This window comes from Geobacillus zalihae (genome assembly GCF_030414215.1).
In the GTDB taxonomy this organism is placed as follows: domain Bacteria; phylum Bacillota; class Bacilli; order Bacillales; family Anoxybacillaceae; genus Geobacillus; species Geobacillus zalihae.
Window position 1 is genome coordinate 441,723 of record NZ_CP129217.1, and the last position, 18,660, is coordinate 460,382.

Genomic DNA, 18,660 nt, shown 5'->3' on the forward strand with positions numbered 1-18,660 from the left:
ATCGATGAACGGACAACCAGTCATCATCTATACCATTCGACAAGAACGGCGGTTTTATGTCCACATTGTCGAAACGAGAGGGAGAAGCTGTTGCGGCTGGGGATCATAAAAAATTTTTTTGTTTTCATGTATAAAAGACGAAAAGGGAGGAAATGAATAATAGCGTAACGTTTTCCAAGTATTCCCCCGATCCCCTATGAATATATATTGGGCCCTTCGGTTTCGGAGGGCCGCTTTTTTTTTTTTTTTTGCATAATAAAAACCCCCTGCCTATTAAGCGCGCTTAATATGACAGAGAGCTTTTGCAATGAACCGCTACAGACGCTTGGCTCCGACATATCTTGTTTTCCAATAGCTGCTGTTTAAGCTGTCGATTTTGACACCGCGGGAAACGGCATGAATCACTTGGTTGTTGCCAATATAGATCGCGACGTGGGAGACCCCTTTCGTCTGTTTGGAAGTGTCGAAAAACACTAAATCTCCCGGCTGCAATTGGGACTTATGTACGTATGCACCTTCTTTGTACATTTCTCGCGAAGTACGAGGCAACGTGACGCCGACTTTTTTATGGGTATAGTAAACAAATCCCGAGCAGTCAAATCCTTTTGGCGTTGTGCCACCATACCGATACGGAGTGCCGACCAGTTTTTTGGCCTCGGCGATCAGCCTCGTCTTGTTGGCGGCTGCGTCAGAACTGGAAGTGCTTACAAAGAAGGAGGAAAATAGAACGATCATGGATACGAACAGGAGAGAATACCATTTTTTCATTTCCCCTAACCCCCGACAAAATCTTTTCCGATTCGACGTCTCTCAACTAGAGTATAGCAGAGGAAACTAGACTTGTTTTTTACAGTTGGATTAAATAATGTTACAGCGCCGTTACAAATATAGCACCTCGTCCTAAAGGCTTATACCAATAGATAGATCTTTTCGTTTCGGCCGACCTGGCTTTATGGTCGTAAGCGTGGAAACGGTGTCTCATACCCGAGTCCTATGACCGGTAGATGAATGTCGTAAGCTGTCGAACAAATAGGAACGGTGGAGGGAGGCAGAGCGAAGAATGGTCGTCTTATAATGAAAGCAAAGCGTCGAAGAATCGATGACGGTGATGGAGGATGTCGAATCAACTGGAATATATCTTGTATATTTTTGGCCTTTTTTTAACGGTCGGCGGTGTCTATGTATACGGCCATTGGATGGCAAAACGGCACTGGGGAGGCATCCCATGGCTGGCGGCGCCGAGACTGACTGTTGTGTTTGCCACCGTTTCCTTGCTTTTTTTAGGGGCAGGGATGATCTATATCCATTATGCTGAAAAACAAGAACATCGTGAATATGAGGAAGCCACAAAGCAAATCGCCGGCATGATCGCCGGCGATTTGGCCGCCATGGGGCACGAACGGCTCGATGAAAGGGCGGAACATCTGCCTGCGTATCACACGGTGATGGCGGTGCTGGAGCGTTGGCAACATTATGGCCGCGTGTTGAGCGTGTATACGTTAAAAAAGAATGAACACGGTGAGCTATATTTCGTGGCAGCGCCAGCGACTGACTACAATCGGAACGGCCGCATCGACGGCGAAAAGGAACAAGCGGTTCCACCTGGGACAGTTTACCGCCGCCATTTTCCAGAGATCGAAGAGGCGTTCCACGGCCGGTTTGCGATGGAACAGCATCCGACAACGGATGAATGGGGAAGGAGCATCAGCGCGTTTATGCCGATTCGTCAATCGGACGGGACAGTGGATGCGGTTGTTGGCATCGATTTTGATGCCAAAACGTATGAGCAACATTTGCAACGAGGACGGAAAAAGGCCCTGTGGACGATGATGGCCATGTTTTTGGCGTCAGCGGTTGCCTATTTGCTCGCTTTGCATCAACAAATGGAACGGAAGGCGTTGGCTGTCTATAAAAAAACGCTCGCATCCAACGAGCATCGACTGCGGAGGCTGGCGGAAATGACGATGGAAGGCTTGATCGTCTATGCGGGCGGCAAAATTATCGAAGTCAATGAGGCGGCGTGTCGCTTGCTTGGTTATACAGAAAGTGAATTGGTTCATTTGCCTGTAGATGATCTTGTAGTTCAAGGGTCGATGACAGAAGCTCGCTCGGATGGGGAGCGCAAGCGGTTTGAAATCGAACTGCGCCGAAAGGATGGAACGGTGTTTCCGGCGGAAGTGTTGCAGCGCCGTTACGATTACGAATGGCAAAATGTGATGGTTGCTGCCGTCCGCGACTTGACCGAGCAGAAGCAAAACGAAAGGCGGCTGCAATACTTTGCCAGCCATGATGAACTGACCGGTCTCCCGAACAAGGAAGCGATGTATAAACAGATCGAACAATGCCTCGCCGGCGCTAAACGGAATGGCCAAGAAGCGGCTGTCATGTTTTTGGAAGTGAGCGGCATTAAGACGATCAACGATTTTTACGGCTATGCTGTTGGAGATGAGGTCTTGCTCCAGCTGGCCCGCCTTTGGCGAGAACAGAAAGGAATTATGGTTGGACGTTGGAGCGGAAATGAATTTATCGCTGTGCTGCCGGATAGCGCCAATGAAAAAGCGGAGGAAGCAGCGAAACGGTTGATTGAAGCTGCTGACGAACCGATCGTTGTCAACGGCCTTGAGCTATATGTGACCGTGAACATCGGCATCAGCGTCTACCCAAAAGATGGGGAGGATGCAAAAACGTTGATTCGCAAGGCGGATATTGCCCGCTACGAGGCGCGAAAAAAAGCGGCGAGCGATTTTCTCTTTTTCACGGAGCCGATGGCGATTCGTCTCAATGAAAAGATGGCGATGGAACGCGACTTGCGGCGTGCGCTTGAACATGAGGAATTTGAATTGTACTATCAGCCGCAAATTCGGCTTCACGACCGGCAAGTGATCGGCATGGAGGCGTTGATTCGCTGGCGCCATCCGGAAAAAGGGATGGTTTCGCCGTCATTGTTTATCCCGGTTGCCGAACAGACCGGCATGATCATTCCGATCAATGAATGGGTCATCCGCACGGCTTGCCGGCAAACAAAACAGCTGCTTGACCGGTTTCCGCACTTGTCTGTCTCGGTAAATTTGTCGCCATACGAGTTTGAAAGCCGCCGATTTGTGGATAAGCTCGCCGGCCTGCTCGCCGACACCGGGCTGCCGCCGCACCATTTAGATCTGGAAATTACGGAACGAATGACAATGGATACGGAGCGTGCGCTCGATATTTTGTCAAAGCTGAAGGGGCTTGGTGTGACGATCAGCATGGATGATTTCGGCACTGGTTACAGTTCGCTCAGCTACTTGACGGATTTGCCGATCGATCGGCTGAAGATCGACCGTTCGTTTGTTCAGCATATTCAAGGAAAAAAAGATGTCATCTTGCCGGCGATCATCCGACTCGGGCATAATATAGGTGTAAAGGTGCTGGCTGAAGGGGTCGAAACGGAGACCGAAGCGGCTTATTTGCAAGGAAAACGGTGCGATGAGGCGCAAGGCTATTATTTTTCCCCGCCGCTTCCGTATGACGAGCTCGTCCGGTTCTTAAACGAGCAGCGCGTGAGGCGGCAGGCGCAGGAGCTGAGGTAACATGGACGGATTTTGGCGCATCGCCGAGGAGAAAATTCGCGAGGCGATGAAAAACGGCGAGTTCGACAACTTGCCCGGCTTCGGCAAACCGCTTGAGATTGAAGACCTTTCCCGCATTCCAGAGGAGCTGCGGCTCGGGTATTTGTTGCTGAAAAACGCCGGCTATGTGAGGGAAGAAGCGGAGTTGCGCAAAGAACTTTTGACGCTCGAGGACTTGCTTCGTTGCTGCGAGGATGATGAGGAAAAACGGGAGCTGGAGAAAAAGCGGACGGAAAAACAGCTTCGGTTTGCGGAACTGATGAAGAAACGGGGGCAGACAAACTCGAAGGCATTGCGCGACTACGGGCGGCGCATTGAAGAGAAATTTCGCTAGACGATTCCTTCATATCTTGAGGAAACACGATTGTTTTGCGGGTTTCCTCATTTTTTATGCAAAGATGTCCAAAAAACGGGGAAAATAAGGAAGGAGTAAATGATCGGAAAGGAGGCAGCGCAAAGGAGGGAAAATAAAGAATGATTGATCCCAGCTGTCTAGTCGTTGATGGATCGTGAACGAAATGAAAAAAGGAGTGCACATGATGAGAAAATTATGGGTTGCCTTTTTTGCTTCGCTCGTTCTGGCGATGCCGTCATGGGTGTCTGCTCGAAGCCATGCAGGCGGGGGGGCCGATGTGCATTTGCCGGTCGGCCATATGTGGAAGCATGAGGGACTTGACGAGCAAAAGTGGATGGAGATGGTCCAAAAATATACGCCTGAGCAGGAAGAAGAATGGAAAAAAGTGCTGGATGAGCGGAACGCGTTGCGTCAGCAGTTGAACGATGAAAATGTGAAACAGGCCATCAAAGAAAAGTGCAAAAAGATGAAAAAAGAGCGCGAAGCAGCGCTTGACCGGCTCATCGACCAGCTGGCCAATAAAAAAATCACCAAAGAACAGTTTAAACAAGAGCTGAAACAGTTGCATAAAAAGAAACGGTGGATGACGAAAGAAGAAAAACAACAGCTTCACCAGCTTCATGAACAAACGAGGCAAGCGATGGAGAACAACGACCAGGAGGCGATGAAAAAGCTGCTTCCGCAATGGCTTGAGCATATGAAAAAGAAAAATGAACGGTTGGCGAAATGGCTTCAGGAAGTGAAACAAGGATGATATAATGGAAGAAAAAGGCCGTGTTCAATGCACGGCTTCTTTTTTTACATTTTGGTTGGAAACGCCTTTTGGTTGTCTGCCAAGGCAGGCAGTCCGGGAAGATTGCGCCTGTTTTTGCGCAGAAACCGACTCAGTCTGCCTGATGCTGGAATGGGAGGGTTGCGCCGTGGGGTATCCGATTGTTCTTCATGTGCGCGGCCGCCGCGCGGTCGTTGTCGGCGGCGGGAAGGTGGCGGCAAGGAAAATTCATGGATTGTTAGAGGCAGGGGCGGAAATCGTGATGATTGCGCCTGAAGCGGAGCCGGAGCTTCAAGCGTTGGCCGCGGGGGGGATGATCGTTTGGAAGAAAAAGCGGTTTGACCCAGACGATTTGGCGGAGGCCTTTTTGGTGATTGCCGCGACGAATGATCGCAAGGTGAATGAAGCGGTGGCGCAAGCAGCAACACCCGGTCAACTCGTAAATGTCGTGGACGACCCGGAGCGATGCGATTTTCACGTTCCCGCTGTTGTCCGCCGCGGTCCGCTTACCATTGCCGTGTCGACCGGGGGGGCAAGTCCGGCGGTGGCCCGCCGCATTCGCCGCCAGCTTGAGGAGAAGTATGGCGAAGAGTATGGGCCGTATCTTCAGTTTTTGCAGCGGGCCCGCGACGTTGTATTGCGCGAAGTGGAGGACGCTGAGGGACGGAAGCGGCTGTTTCAGGCGCTCGCTGCTGATTCTTTCCGGCAGCGCGGCCGATGGGATGAAGAGTTGGCCCAGCTATTGGCGAACGAAAAAGAACGAAATGGGGAAAGAGGGAAAGAGCTATGAACATTCCGATGTATATTGTCGATGCGTTCACTGACCGGCCGTTTGCCGGCAACCCGGCGGCCGTCTGCTTGTTGCCGCAGCCGGCCCGTGATGAGTGGATGCAGCGTGTTGCCGCAGAAATGAATTTGTCTGAGACGGCTTTTTTAGTTCCACATGAGGGCGGCTATCGTCTGCGTTGGTTTACTCCTAAAGCAGAGGTTGACTTGTGCGGCCATGCAACGTTGGCGAGCGCCCATGTGCTGTGGGAGCGCGGGGAACACCGCCGAGATGAAGCGATTGCCTTTTTCACGAACAGCGGGGTGTTAACGGCTGTCAACAACGATGGCTGGATTCGGCTTGATTTTCCGAATGAAGCGCCAATGTTGGACGAGTCGCCTCCTGCTGCGCTTGTTGGTGCCTTGCCAGCTGAACCGCTGTTTATCGGGCGAAACCGGTTTGACTATTTAGTGGAAGTTGATTCAGAACGAATCGTGCATGAGCTGCAGCCGGATTTTCACTTGCTTCAACAAGTGGATGCCCTCGGTGTGATCGTAACAAGCCGCTCGATGACGGAGGGAGTAGACTTTGTATCGCGGGCTTTTTTTCCAACTATTGGTGTTCCTGAAGATCCAGTCACCGGCTCGGCGCACTGCTGCCTTGGGCCGTATTGGGCGGACAAGCTTGGGAAAACGACGTTAGTCGGCTACCAAGCTTCAGCCCGCGGCGGCATTGTGCGGGTGACGATGGCGGGGGAGAGAGTGCATCTGGAAGGAAAAGCGGTCACTGTGCTGAAGGGGGAATTGGCCGAAGAAGCGTATGTTTGGCTATAGATGAAGATAGCAGCTGCCTGGCCGGACAGCGATGTTTGCATGCGTTTGGACAATGGGATCGCACCCAATAGGAAAATAGGGGGGGCGGAACAAAGCGCCCCCACCCAAATCGGTGTCCGACCGCTTAATCATCCCACCGATACGTCCAAAACCGCTCCGTTTTCAGCCAGGCAAGCGCATCGCCGCGCTTGGAGGCTGCCTGCATCAGCCCTTCGGTTTGCGAACGGTGGGCGCGAATGGCGGCCAGCTTCGTCTCGATCACCGAGCTGACATCGCGCACGACATCCGGCTGGCCAAGGTCTTGTTCGCAGTTTTTCGCAAACGCAACGCAATGGACGGTTGGCCGTTCTTCTTTCGGCCAGCGCTTTAAGGCGCGGATGACAGCGGCTCCACACGCGTCATGATCGGGATGGACGCTGTAGCCGGGGTAAAACGTAATGACAAGCGATGGATTCGTTTCCGCCACGATGGCGGCGATCCGGTCAGCCAGCTCTTCTTCATCCTCAAACTCGACCGTCTTGTCGCGATAGCCGAGCAGGCGCAAATCATGAATGCCAAGAATGCGGCATGCTTCCTCCAGTTCTTGCTTGCGGATGTGTGGAAGCGTTTCGCGGTTGGCAAACGGAGGCACGCCCATATTGCGCCCCATTTCGCCGAGCGTTAAGCAAACGTATGTCACCGGCGTGCTGTTTTGCGCATGCTCGGCAATCGTTCCCGACACGCCGAACGCTTCATCGTCCGGGTGGGGAAAAACAACGAGCACATGTCGTTCATTCAACGGAACTCCCTCCTTACACAAACGGTTCGTTGCTTAGTTCGAGAGCCACGGCCAATTTCCCTTGATCATCATGGCCTGCTAGCAGCAACTGTCCTTTTTCTGTCCATTCCCAATGGGTCAGCCCTTCGGCGTACACCCAGCCAAGATCAAGCTTCAGTCCGACGCGATATGGCCCAGGGCCGGTAATCTTGCCGCGGGTGAAGCGAATGCAGGCGTTGCGGATGTAGGCGCCGACGGAATAAAAGCCATCGTTATGATGGGAGGCGTATGCTCCGTTCGTCGTTTCCAAATGAATATATACGTCGCGATTGGCAAAACGATTCAGCGCCTCTTGTACGGCGGCCGTGTCGATCGGTTGCAAGCGGCTCCCTCCTTGCTGTTTGTTTTTCTATTATTGTACATGACCGAGGCGTGTGAGCGGAACTATTTCGACTTCTATTGTATAATAAAAAAAGAGACACATCTTGGACTCATCCGCACCTACAAAGCGTTGAATGATGATTCAACGAAAGAAGGGTGATGATCGATGGGGTTTCAAGGCAATGGTGTCACGGTGTTGAATTTTGACGGCGTGTACCGGCCGCAAAAGCGGCTGTTTCAGTTCCCGCACGAATGGGTCGATCTCGCCGACGTGCCGGAGACGAATTTGTATTGCAGCGAAGCGGCGCTTGCTGAAATTGAGCGGCGGCTTGAGCGGCGGCGGAAGCGCGGGGCGGTGCTGATCGGCAGCGGCAACTACCATTATGTCACGTATTTATTGCTTAAAGAAATCAACGAACCGTTTATGCTTGTGCTTTTTGACCGCCATACGGATGCTGAAGGAGGGGATGATGTCATTTCGTGCGGCTCATGGGTCTCCTATGCACTTAAGCATCCGCGGCTGCAAAAAGTCGTGATCGTTGGCCCAACTGCTTCTTCGCATCAACTCCGTTTATCTCCGAAAATGACTGTTCTTCCATTTGATGATCATGATGAATGGCCAAAAGCGCTCATCGAGGCCATCCCGACCGGAAGCATCTATATCAGCATCGATAAAGACGCTCTTCGTCGCGAAGACGCGGTCACGAACTGGGATCAAGGAGTGATTCCGCTATCCCGGTTGCTCGCCTGCCTGCGGTTGCTTTTATTCCATAAAAAAGTGCTCGGCGTGGACATATGCGGCGAATACCCGCCCTCCGCTGTCGACATGTTCGACCCGCTTTGTCGCGAAGCGCGGGGAAAAAATGAGCAGGCGAACATGGCCATCTTGGAGACATATTTCCACTATGCGGCGCCGCATTTGCGGCCGACGTAATCGAGCGGCGAGAAGCGTGGGAAAGGCAGAACCGCTTTTGGTTTGGCGATCAGAAAAGCAAGGAAGACGCTGTCCCTTCGGATTTTGGCAAGCGAGCCGGCGCTTCTGCCGGCTCGATGGCCGAAAAAGCCGGGAAGGCCGCTGCTTGAGGGGATGAGCCTAGTTGTCAAAAGCCGCTCCCGTACATAATGCGAAATTGTTTTTCATCGGAGCGGACATCGCGCGGCTCGATGTGCATGCGGGCGACTTTGGCAAACATCGTTCCGGCTTCAATGGTGTCCAAAAAGAGTTGAAGGGCGCTTTCATCCCCCTGAACTTCCATTTCCACTGTTCCGTCATCATTGTTTTTCACCCAACCGGTCAGCTGCCGTTTTAGCGCTTCGTGTTGGACGAAGTATCGAAACCCGACGCCTTGCACGCGCCCTTCCACGATGACATGAACTCTTTTCACGCCGATGAGTCCTCCTTCATCACGGTTGTTCTGTTTCCATCATATAATAGATGAGGCGGAAAGTACATGAAAAGAGGAGCTTGATGGTTCAAGCTCCTTTTTTTACGGATGATAGCGATAATACTTGTTGTTGAATGAGCAGCACAAGCCGCGGGTGATCGCCTAGGTAAGAGCATAAATGCCACTCTTTGTCGGAAACAGAGAACCCCTGCAACTTCCGTTCGATCGTTTTCATTAAGACGCCGGTAAACAATAAGTACGGGACGACAAACACACGCCGATACGCCGATGCATGGGCCCGTTGGAGCCCTTCATCAAGCGTCGGGCGGATGGCAGCGAGAAAACAAACGTCCACGTGCGGCACGTTCGTTTTTTCTTTTAAAAGCGCAGCGATGGCGGACATGTCGCGCTTCGTGTCTGGATCACTGCTGCCGCGGCCGACAAGAAGGATCATCGATTCGCCGTCAAGCGGTGCGGACTGTTCGCTGATGCGGTCGATCACGATGTCGATCATCGCTTCATGGACGCCGAACGGAGCGCCGCAGAGGATATCAACGGACGGATGGCGCCGTCTCGCGATGTCCAATGCCGCTGGAATATCGTGTTTGGCATGCCCTGCAGAAAGAAGGAGAAGCGGAACGACGATGACGCGTGTCGCCCCTTGGGCGACACAACGGTCAACGCCGGTGACAATGTCCGGTTCCGCGAGCTCGACAAAGCATAGCTCTTGAATCGGAATATCGATGACCCTCCGGCACTGTTCGACGAAACGCGCCGCTTCATGGCGCGCGGCGGCAATGCGGCTGCCGTGGCTGACATATAAAACAGCTTCCATCGCCATCGCCTCACGATGTTGCCTCAGCGGCTGCCGATGACGCAAGCAACCGTTCGAACCATTGAATGTTGGCCCGCAGCCGGACGACGTCTCCGATCATGATCATGCTCGGATTTTGGATGTTTTCTTTGGCGGCGATTCCGGCGATCGTCGCGAGTGTGCCGGTGACGGTGCGCTGAGCCGTTGTCGTTCCCCATTCGATGACCGCCGCCGGCGTCTCCGGCGCTTTGCCGTATTTCATCAGCTGGCCGCAAATGTATGGCAAGTGATGAACCCCCATGTAAATGGCGATCGTATCGATGCCTTTGGCGAGGCTTTCCCATTTGATCTCGTCACGACTTCCGTCGCGCCGATGCCCGGTGACAAAGGCGACGCTTGAGCTGAACGCGCGATGGGTGACAGGGATGCCGGCGTAAGCCGCCGCCGCGATGGCGGAGGTGATGCCGGGAACGATCTCAAATTCGATCCCATGTTTGGCCAGCGCCTCGGCCTCTTCGCCGCCGCGCCCGAACACGAACGGATCGCCGCCCTTTAAGCGGACGACCGTTTTTCCTTTTTTGGCATGCCAGACGAGCGCATGGTTGATCGTTTCCTGCTGCATGGCATGGAAGCCGGGCAGCTTGCCGCAAAAGATGAGTTCGGCGTCCGGCTTGGCATATGAAAGCAACTCTTCATTGATGAGACGGTCGTACAAAATGACATCCGCCTGCTGGATGCATTTTAATCCTTTGACGGTAATGAGTTCCGGGTCGCCGGGGCCGGCGCCGACAAGATATACTTTGCCCATCGTTGTTTCAGCCCCTTCGTGCATGATTCAGCCAGCCGCCGGAAAACGGCATGGATGCTCGGCTGCTTTTATTGTAAATGGTCTGCCTTGGGATGAAAACGACCTTGTCAAATGACCTCCCGTTCTTTTTTGGCAGAGGACGGGGGAATCAGTCTGTTTTCGCATCCGGGATCATTCCTCGCTCGCGCAGGTAGGCGAGCACTTGCTCGACACATTCGTCAACCGAATAACGGTGTGTTTCGATCGTCAGCTCCGGTGCTTCCGGCGCTTCGTACGGCGAGTCGATGCCCGTAAATTCACGGATTTCCCCGCGGCGAGCTTTTTGATACAGCCCTTTCGGATCGCGCTTTTCGCATTCTTCAAGCGGGCAGTTGACGTAAATTTCGATAAACTCGTCTTCTTCGACTAAGCGGCGGACGAGCGCCCGGTCTTCGGCAAACGGCGAGATGAACGCCGTCAGCACAAACTGGCCGCTGTCGACAAACAGCTTTGCCACTTCGCCGATGCGGCGGATGTTTTCCGTCCGGTCGGCGGCGGAAAAGCCGAGATCTTTATTGAGCCCGTGCCGGATGTTGTCGCCGTCTAAGACATAATTCTGAATGCCGAGCTCAAACAGTCGTCTGGAGACGGCATTGGCCACCGTCGATTTGCCGGAGCCGGACAGCCCGGTGAACCAAAGGATGGCGCTATGATGGCCGTTGCGCTTGCGACGATCTTCTTTTGTGACCGATGTGTGATGCCAAACGATGTTCGTGCTCATCGCCATCCTCCTTTAGCGCGCTGACGGGGCGACCGTTTCGCGTTCTTGCAGCCCTTTGATCAAGACGGCGGCCACTTCCGGGCGGCTGAACGTGCTCGGCGGCACTTGGCCGTTGCGCAGCATTTCACGAACTTTCGTGCCGGAAAGGACGACATGGTATTTCGCGTCATGCGGACACGTTTTTGTCGATGCCATCCCTTCGCATTTCGTGCAGTAAAAGCTATGTTCGAAAAAGAGCGGCGTAATGCCAAGCTCTTCAGCCGTAAAGTTCAAGAAGATTTTTTGCGCATCATACGTACCGTAATAATTGCCGACACCAGCGTGGTCGCGGCCGACGATGAAGTGCGTGCAGCCGAAATTTTTGCGCACCATTGCGTGGAAAATGGCTTCACGCGGACCGGCATAGCGCATCGCAGCTTGGAAGACGCCGAGGAAAACGCGGTCTTTCGGGTAATAGTTTTCCAGCAGCACTTGATAGCTTTCCATCCGGATGTCAGCCGGAATATCGTCCGCTTTCGTTTCGCCGACGAGTGGGTTTAAAAACAGGCCATCAACGATCTCGAGCGCGCATTTTTGAATGTATTCATGGGCGCGGTGAACCGGATTGCGCGTTTGGAAGCCGACAACGGTGTTCCAGCCAAACTCAGCAAACTTTTTCCGCGTTTCCGCTGGATCAAAATAAAACGCGGCGAATTGGCCTTTGTCGGTCCGTTTGACAAGCGTAATCTCCCCGCCGACATACACATCCGGCTTTTCAAACAGTTTGCGCACGCCTGGGTGGGCAAGTTCATCCGTTTTATAAACGAGCTTCGCTTCTTTCGTTTTGTCCGGGCGGTAAATGTCAGCAATCTCAATGACGCCGTAGACGTCGCCACGATAAACGAGTTTCGCCTTATCGCCGACGGCGAGCTCTTTCGCTTTTTCTTCTGTTACCGCGAGCGTGATCGGAATGCTCCAGACGGTGCCGTCAGAAAGACGCATGGTTTCAACAACCGCGTCGTAATCCGTTTTCGTTAAAAAACCAGTGAGGGGGCTGTAGGCGCCCGTTCCGATCAGCTCCAAGTCGCTCAGTTCGGCTTTGGAGAGCTCGATCGTTTTGGTCGCCTCATCAAGCGGATAGTCCGGATTCCAACGATTGATCAATGTGCCGCCATGCGGGATGCTTACGCTCATGTTCATAACCTCCTAGATTGATAGATGTTGTGAAATGCCGCTGCCATGTTCATGAGGCAAGCGCTCTTTTTTTAGGCTAATGACGCCAAGCAGACGCTCAAGATGGCGATGACCGTATAGACGTCGCTGTCAAACAGTAGCTTGACGATTCGGAATGGCGTCCGATTCATCAGCGACGCCTATCGAGGCCGCCGCGCCGCTTGCCCCGATGTTCATGGCGAAGAAAAAGGATGCGATCAAAGCAATGGCAAGGAGCATGTCAATGTTCTCTCCTTAGGCGAGATGGAGACCGCATTCCGTCTTTCCTTGGCCAGCCCAGCGCCCGGAGCGCAAGTCGTTCGGATCTGTAGCCGGAGCGGTGCACGGGGCGCAACCGATGCTCGGGTAGCCGCGGTCGTGGAGCACGTTGTACGGAAGGCCGTGTTTATACACGTAATTCCAAACGTCTTTCCACGTCCAGTGAATGAGCGGACAAACTTTAATCGAACGGAACTTGTCGTCTTTGTTAATGTACTCGACATGCCGCCGCGTCGGCGATTGCTCGCGGCGCAAGCCGGAAATCCACGCCGTCACCCCGGTCAGCACCTCGCGCAGCGGAATGACTTTGCGCAGCTCACAGCATTTGTTCGGGTCGCGTTTCCATAACTCGTCGCCAAACTGCGCCTTCTGTTCTTCCAACGTCAAGCGCGGCTGCTTCATCACGATGCGAAGCGACGGATATTTTTCTTTCACTTTCGCGATCGTATCGTATGTCTCTGGAAAATGCAGACCGGTATCCAAAAAGACAATTTCGGCGTTCGGTTTGACCCGAGAGATGAGATCAATCAGCACAATCCCCTCGATGCCGAAGCTGCACGCGTATACGATCTCATCGCCGTATTCGCGATACGCCCAGGCCAGGACGTCAAGCGCCCCTTTTGTTTCATTATCGGACGGAAAAGACGGTTTTTCCGCCGTTTCCCACTGATCATACGTGAGCATCGGTTTCTCCTCCTCACAAAATCAAAGAAAATCCACGTAATTAGTCGGATATATAGCGGCCAAACGGCAATTCGGCGGCAAAAATCCTTCCTTGCATGAATCAGAAAGAGCGGGAGAAAGGGAGCCCCTTATTTTACTAAAGATCTTCTTTAGCTGGAATTGGCACTTTGCTATAGGCGGCAGGTTGTCGGAGTTCATTGAGCCCATTCCTCCCTCACTCTCGAGCAACGTATGCAACGCATGTCATTTAATTGATTAAAATTTTAGCACAATTGACGATAATGTCAATCATAGTTTTTCGATAGGAATTGTTTTTATACGAAACAGCTGCATTGCCTGCCTAACAGCAGATGGGAGCGTTATTTTTTGCGCAGGCTTCCGAGCTCTTCGACAATCGCCTGCATTTCGCTTGGGCTGAACGTCTCGCGTTTCATCACCATCTCGTAAATGTCTCTCAACTCATCGTACCATTCCTCGGAAAAATGGGACGGCTTGATGGCATCCAAGTTCAGCACTTTCAACTTTTGCTTCAACTGTTCGATCATGTAGGCGACGTTTTCCGCCGACCGTTTTGATAAATCCATTCGTTTACTCCTTTCATGGCAAGTTACTATGTATTGTACCATAGGTGCAGGAAGAATGGGGAGAGATTGCATGGCTTGCTTTTCTGATGAAAAACGGATGATGTGGTAAAATGTAGGTGCACATGCATAGTGCCAGTCTAAAAGGTTGGTGAAACACCGCGTTTTCTTCAAAATGGTTGTCGTGAACGCGCGCAAGAGTTGTTGGCCCATTCGCACACGCTCCCCCGCTGGAGTTGTTTTGTCGTGACATCCCCGTCCTTTTAGGGCCAAAAAGGGCTAGATGAAAAGAAATGAAGGAAAACTAACGGTGGAAAGCACCGTGGACATAGAGAGAGGGGTGGCTGTTTGGATGATTAAAGTGCTGTTTGTTTGTCTTGGAAACATTTGTCGTTCGCCGATGGCGGAAGCGGTCTTCCGTCATTTGGTGAAAGAGCGGGGGCTTGACGGTCTGATTGCCGTTGATTCGGCGGGAACAGGCAGCTGGCATGTCGGTGAGCCGCCGCATGTGGGGACAAGAAGGGTTTTGACGGAAAATAAGATCGACTACTCCGGCATCCGCGCCCGGCAAGTGAACCATCGTGACTTGGAAGAATTTGATTACATCATCGCCATGGACGCAGCCAACTTGAACGATTTGCGCCGATTGGCTGGCTCCCGTTCGAAAGCGGTGCTCGCCCGGTTGCTTGACTTTGTTCCCGACCGGGAAAAAGACGATGTGCCTGATCCGTATTATACCGGGAATTTTGCCGAAGTGTATCGCCTCGTCCGCTCAGGGTGCGAGCATTTGCTTGAGAGGATCATCCGCGACCATCGACTTGGTGTGGAGGAAACAAAATGACTTTGAGGGCGGCGCACCCGTCTAGGGAAAAACGGGGAAGGAGGGCAGCCGATGGTCGTAAATTTGGCGTTCATCCGTGAGTTGGCCCGCCGTTTTACGGAAGATGAAATCCCGCGCTTGTCGGCGGAATTGGCATATTACTTTCTTCTGTCGCTCTTTCCGTTTTTGCTGTTTTTAATGACGCTGTTGGCGTATTTGCCGATTCCGCATGAAGATGTGCTTGCGCTCGTGCGGCAATACGCCCCGAAAGAGGCGCTTCACCTCATTGAGACGAACGTTCATCGCCTCATCGATGAGCAAAACGGAGGATTGTTGTCGTTTAGCATCATCGCAGCGATTTGGTCAGCGTCTAATGGCATGAGTGCCATTATGAGGGCATTCAACCGCGCTTATGATGTGCAAGAAGACCGGCCGTTTTGGATCGTACGCGGGCTGTCGATTGTGTTGACGCTCGGCATGATCATGGTCATCATCGTTGCCCTCGTGCTTCCGGTCTTCGGGCGGATAATCGGGCTGTTTTTGTTCTCTGCTCTCGGGTTGTCGCAACAGTTTTTGAATGTTTGGAATGCATTTCGTTGGGTGACGAGTTCGCTGTTATTGTTTGCTGTCTTTACTGCCCTTTATTATTTCGCGCCGAACAAACAGCTTCGTTGCGTCAACGTCGTGCGCGGTGCGCTGTTTGCCACCGCCGGCTGGATTGCGGCGTCGCTGGCGTTCGCGTATTATGTCAACAACTTTGCCGATTACACGGCGATGTACGGCAGCCTTGGCGGGATGATCGTGTTGATGGTTTGGTTTTATTTGTCCGGCATGATTCTTGTCTTAGGCGGGGAACTCAACGCCATGTTTGACTGTGAGCGCGAAGGGAAAAGACGGCAGCGTTAGCGTGCATAAACGGTGCCGAGGCGGGATATCGTAACAATGCAAGGGATCTTGGCATAGGGGGGATCAAGATGACGAAACATACGAAAAAAGACGGGGGCACGAAGCAAAAAGGAAAAAACAGACCAAAGCATAAGACGAGTGGCAGCGCCAACGGCCAAAACGGCTATCATTGAAAGAAGCTGTCTCAAAAGGTGGTTCTTCGTTCAACATACCACAACATATTGTAATATTGTGCCCCGGCGGTCGTTTTATGTGTATAGATGGAAATCAAAAAAAGGTGCCCTTCCTTTTTTGAGGGCACCTTTCCTTTCATGCAAACACAGGCACATCGAGCCGCTGCCGCTTTATTCAACGATTTCTTCGTGATGGTGGTAATAGCGCTCATAAATGTATTCAATTTCTGCATCAGTCATATAGGCGAGTTCCTCGCGCGACAATCCCCGCACTTTTTCGATAAACTCGATCATATTTTTCCGTTCCGTTCTGCTCATGATCGCCACTCCTTTATACTGTTTTAAAACAGAAACTTGATATCTTGGTTTTATTATATAACAGAGGGAACAAAATGGTCAACGATTTTTTTGAAAAAATAAAAAATAAAAAACAAAAAAACGGTCAAGCCGCTGTTTCCTGTTCCCGGCGGCTGACGAGGCAAATGGCCGGAACGAGGAGGACAGCGCTGACCGCAAGGAAAAAGGCGCGACTAGAGAGATCCACCACGCTGCCGGCAAGCGGCGGGCCTGTCATGCTGCCGAGACTGTATAGCATCCCGCACAACAAATTGCCGGCGGGAAGCAGTTCTTTCGGCAACAGGTCGGTCATATAGGCGATGCCGAGAGAGAAGAGCGAACCGGTAAACATGCCAGCGGTGAACAAACAGGCAGCCAACCCAACCATGGACGCACCGACAGTGAGGGCAATCAAAAAACAACCGGCGCCGGCCAAGAGTGCACCGGTGATGATCTCGCGCCGCCCGAACCGGTCGCTGAGCGCTCCGAGCGGAAGCTGAAAGATGATGCCCCCAAGCGAGAAGCATGGCAAGATGAAGGCGATCTGCTCAGCGCTCATCCGCTCACGCAAGGCGTACAGCGGGAAGATGGAATGAACAGCCGCTTCTAAAAAACCGTACGCAAACGGCAACAAAAGCGCTGGCCATGCCTGTTTCCAAGCGCCAATAAACCGACCGGCCGCCGACGAAGAGCGTTCAAGCGGCTTTGGTTTTTCGTTCGGCAGCCAAAAGACGCCGATCCAACCGGCGAAACTAAGGAGAGCAGCTAAATAAAACGGAAGCGCCTTCTCGACCGAAGCGAGTGAAGCCAACAGCGGGCCGATGGTGAAGCCGAGGCCGAACGCCCACCCATACAGCGACAGCCGCCGTCCGCGCTCCGCCGGCGGCGAAAAGTCCGTAATCCACGTTTGCGTCGCAAAATGAAGCATATGATCGCCGATGCCGATGGCAAAGCGAAGAACGAGCCAAAAGAAAAGAGAAGGAAAAAGTGGAAAAAGAATAAGCGAACATATTACAATGAAACCACCAAGGAGAATGAGGAGCCGATAGCCATAGCGTCTCAGCGGCCGCTCCAAAAATGGCGAAATGGTCAAGACACCGATATACAGGGCGGCGGCGTGCGCCCCGTTAACGGACGAAGAGACGCCGTTTTCATCAAGAAGCATCGCCAGAAGCGGCAGCAACATCCCTTGCGACAGACCAGAGACGGCGACAATCCCGGTTAAGATGGCAAAACGCATCGTGCATCCCCATTTCAGTTGAAATCGCCGGCCGATCAAACAAGCGAGGCCGGATGTTTCCCAGGGCGAATGAATGCCCTTATCCATCGTACATAGAAACGGCGGTCAATGCAACGAAAACAATCAAGAGGAAAGGTGGAAGAGAAATGAACAAGGTGTTTGCTTGGATGACATGGATCGGCGTGCCGGTGTCGGTCATCGGCGGGTTTCTTCATTGGCCGACTGTCTTGATGTTTGTGTTGTACTGTTTGACGATCATTGCGCTCGCCAGCTACATGGGGCGAGCGACGGAAAGCTTGGCGATCGTCGCCGGACCGCGCATTGGCGGGCTGTTGAACGCGACGTTTGGCAACGCGGTCGAGCTGATCATTTCCATTTTTGCCTTGCAGGCTGGACTCGTTGACGTCGTGCTCGCTTCCTTAACCGGTTCGGTGCTCGGGAACTTGCTTTTGGTGGCTGGGCTATCATTTTTTGTCGGCGGACTAAAATATAAGCGGCAAGAATTCAACATTTATGATGCTCGTCATAATGCCGGGCTGCTGACTTTTGCCATCTTCATCGCTTTTGTCATTCCGGAAGTGTTTACCATGCATATGAATCACAGCGAACAAGTCGCGTTGAGCGTTGGCATTTCGATCATCATGATCTTGCTTTACGCCGCTGCCCTTTATTTCCGGCTTGTCACCCATCGCGGCGTATATCAGCATAAATCAGAAGAAGTGGAAGAACATGAAGAGCCCGAATGGGGCAAAGGGAAAGCGACCGCCATTTTGGCGCTGGCGACGGTTGCGGTCGCCTATTTATCGGAACGGCTCGTTCACACGTTTGAAACGGTCGCTGAGTCATTCGGCTGGAGCGAGCTGTTTATCGGGATCATCATCGTGGCCATCGTCGGCAATGCGGCGGAGCACGCTTCCGCGGTTATTATGGCGTACAAAAACAAAATGAATGTCGCGGTGGAAATTGCCGTCGGCTCGACATTGCAAATCGCCATGTTCGTTGCGCCGGTGCTTGTGCTCGTTTCGCTTTTGTTTCCGGAAAAGATGCCGCTTGTCTTTTCACTTCCTGAGCTGGTGGCGATGGCTGCTTCCGTCCTTTTGATGATCGTGCTGTCAAATGATGGTGATACGAACTGGTTTGAAGGCGCAACATTGCTCGCTGCCTATACGATCATGGGCATCGGTTTTTACTTGCTGTAAGTGACTGCATCC

Annotated in this window: 21 protein-coding genes and 1 riboswitch; of the genes, 9 read left to right on the forward strand and 12 right to left on the reverse strand. The window is 52.6% G+C overall.

The genetic code is table 11. The features are described 5' to 3' along the window. Positions 1-315: 315 nt before the first annotated feature. Complete coding sequence (locus QWV57_RS02220) at positions 316-768, reverse strand: C40 family peptidase (RefSeq protein ID WP_020754354.1); 453 nt, start codon at positions 766-768, stop codon at positions 316-318. A gap of 347 nt (positions 769-1,115) precedes the next feature. Between QWV57_RS02220 and QWV57_RS02225 the strand changes: the two genes are divergently transcribed. The 5 genes from QWV57_RS02225 (at position 1,116) to QWV57_RS02245 (ending at position 6,334) form a co-directional block, all read left to right on the forward strand. Then, positions 1,116-3,569, forward strand: a complete 2,454-nt coding sequence (locus QWV57_RS02225; RefSeq protein ID WP_301100253.1) for a putative bifunctional diguanylate cyclase/phosphodiesterase — start codon at positions 1,116-1,118, stop codon at positions 3,567-3,569. A 1-nt stretch (position 3,570) separates the two neighbouring features. Further along, positions 3,571-3,942, forward strand: a complete 372-nt coding sequence (locus QWV57_RS02230; RefSeq protein WP_013144260.1) for a DnaJ family domain-containing protein — start codon at positions 3,571-3,573, stop codon at positions 3,940-3,942. 205 nt (positions 3,943-4,147) lie between these two features. Then, positions 4,148-4,717 (forward strand): PX domain-containing protein, encoded by a 570-nt coding sequence (locus tag QWV57_RS02235; protein WP_015373923.1) that lies wholly within the window; start codon positions 4,148-4,150, stop codon positions 4,715-4,717. A 166-nt stretch (positions 4,718-4,883) separates the two neighbouring features. Then, complete coding sequence (locus QWV57_RS02240) at positions 4,884-5,525, forward strand: precorrin-2 dehydrogenase/sirohydrochlorin ferrochelatase family protein (protein WP_129447379.1); 642 nt, start codon at positions 4,884-4,886, stop codon at positions 5,523-5,525. After that, positions 5,522-6,334 (forward strand): PhzF family phenazine biosynthesis protein, encoded by an 813-nt coding sequence (locus tag QWV57_RS02245; RefSeq protein ID WP_129447380.1) that lies wholly within the window; start codon positions 5,522-5,524, stop codon positions 6,332-6,334. The genes QWV57_RS02240 and QWV57_RS02245 overlap by 4 nt, the downstream gene beginning before the upstream one ends. 124 nt (positions 6,335-6,458) lie before the next feature. On the opposite strand, the gene bshB2 is transcribed toward QWV57_RS02245, so the two are convergent. Further along, positions 6,459-7,112, reverse strand: a complete 654-nt coding sequence (gene bshB2 / locus QWV57_RS02250; protein WP_015373926.1) for a bacillithiol biosynthesis deacetylase BshB2 — start codon at positions 7,110-7,112, stop codon at positions 6,459-6,461. A 13-nt stretch (positions 7,113-7,125) separates the two neighbouring features. Continuing rightward, entirely contained in the window at positions 7,126-7,473 is a 348-nt protein-coding gene (locus tag QWV57_RS02255; protein WP_013146358.1) for a YojF family protein, read from the reverse strand. Positions 7,474-7,638: 165 nt separating this feature from the next. On the opposite strand from QWV57_RS02255, the gene QWV57_RS02260 reads away from it, so the two are divergent. After that, on the forward strand, positions 7,639-8,406 hold the full coding sequence (locus tag QWV57_RS02260) for an arginase family protein (RefSeq protein ID WP_301100266.1): 768 nt from the start codon (positions 7,639-7,641) through the stop codon (positions 8,404-8,406). Between the two features lie 166 nt (positions 8,407-8,572). Here QWV57_RS02260 and QWV57_RS02265 read toward each other — a convergent pair whose 3' ends face one another. The 7 genes from QWV57_RS02265 to QWV57_RS02295 form a co-directional block, all read right to left on the reverse strand. Next, positions 8,573-8,857: an acylphosphatase gene (locus QWV57_RS02265; protein WP_013146356.1), complete on the reverse strand. Its 285-nt coding sequence runs from the start codon at positions 8,855-8,857 to the stop codon at positions 8,573-8,575. Between the two features lie 88 nt (positions 8,858-8,945). Then, the gene (locus QWV57_RS02270) at positions 8,946-9,692 is read right to left on the reverse strand and encodes a sirohydrochlorin chelatase (RefSeq protein ID WP_033005041.1); all 747 of its coding nucleotides are present in this window, start codon (positions 9,690-9,692) and stop codon (positions 8,946-8,948) included. A gap of 10 nt (positions 9,693-9,702) precedes the next feature. Then, complete coding sequence (cobA, locus tag QWV57_RS02275; RefSeq protein WP_015373929.1) at positions 9,703-10,479, reverse strand: uroporphyrinogen-III C-methyltransferase; 777 nt, start codon at positions 10,477-10,479, stop codon at positions 9,703-9,705. A gap of 148 nt (positions 10,480-10,627) precedes the next feature. Next, positions 10,628-11,239, reverse strand: a complete 612-nt coding sequence (gene cysC, locus QWV57_RS02280; RefSeq protein ID WP_015373930.1) for an adenylyl-sulfate kinase — start codon at positions 11,237-11,239, stop codon at positions 10,628-10,630. Positions 11,240-11,251: 12 nt separating this feature from the next. Continuing rightward, on the reverse strand, positions 11,252-12,412 hold the full coding sequence (gene sat / locus QWV57_RS02285; protein WP_015373931.1) for a sulfate adenylyltransferase: 1,161 nt from the start codon (positions 12,410-12,412) through the stop codon (positions 11,252-11,254). Positions 12,413-12,685: 273 nt separating this feature from the next. Continuing rightward, on the reverse strand, positions 12,686-13,393 hold the full coding sequence (locus QWV57_RS02290; protein ID WP_015373933.1) for a phosphoadenylyl-sulfate reductase: 708 nt from the start codon (positions 13,391-13,393) through the stop codon (positions 12,686-12,688). A 125-nt stretch (positions 13,394-13,518) separates the two neighbouring features. Beyond that, positions 13,519-13,623: riboswitch (SAM riboswitch) on the reverse strand. Positions 13,624-13,752: 129 nt separating this feature from the next. Next, entirely contained in the window at positions 13,753-13,977 is a 225-nt protein-coding gene (locus QWV57_RS02295) for a DUF1128 domain-containing protein (RefSeq protein WP_011229922.1), read from the reverse strand. 349 nt (positions 13,978-14,326) lie between these two features. On the opposite strand from QWV57_RS02295, the gene QWV57_RS02300 reads away from it, so the two are divergent. After that, on the forward strand, positions 14,327-14,815 hold the full coding sequence (locus QWV57_RS02300; protein ID WP_013146347.1) for a low molecular weight protein-tyrosine-phosphatase: 489 nt from the start codon (positions 14,327-14,329) through the stop codon (positions 14,813-14,815). 51 nt (positions 14,816-14,866) lie between these two features. Further along, the gene (locus QWV57_RS02305) at positions 14,867-15,700 is read left to right on the forward strand and encodes a YihY/virulence factor BrkB family protein (RefSeq protein WP_015373935.1); all 834 of its coding nucleotides are present in this window, start codon (positions 14,867-14,869) and stop codon (positions 15,698-15,700) included. A gap of 344 nt (positions 15,701-16,044) precedes the next feature. On the opposite strand, the gene QWV57_RS02310 is transcribed toward QWV57_RS02305, so the two are convergent. Together QWV57_RS02310 and QWV57_RS02315 are read right to left on the reverse strand one after the other, a co-directional pair. Then, positions 16,045-16,191, reverse strand: a complete 147-nt coding sequence (locus tag QWV57_RS02310) for a BH0509 family protein (RefSeq protein ID WP_011229925.1) — start codon at positions 16,189-16,191, stop codon at positions 16,045-16,047. A 124-nt stretch (positions 16,192-16,315) separates the two neighbouring features. Continuing rightward, positions 16,316-17,449, reverse strand: coding sequence for an MFS transporter (locus tag QWV57_RS02315; protein WP_015373936.1), 1,134 nt, complete (start codon positions 17,447-17,449; stop codon positions 16,316-16,318). 146 nt (positions 17,450-17,595) lie between these two features. On the opposite strand from QWV57_RS02315, the gene cax reads away from it, so the two are divergent. Beyond that, on the forward strand, positions 17,596-18,648 hold the full coding sequence (gene cax / locus QWV57_RS02320; protein ID WP_011229927.1) for a calcium/proton exchanger: 1,053 nt from the start codon (positions 17,596-17,598) through the stop codon (positions 18,646-18,648). Positions 18,649-18,660: the final 12 nt, after the last annotated feature.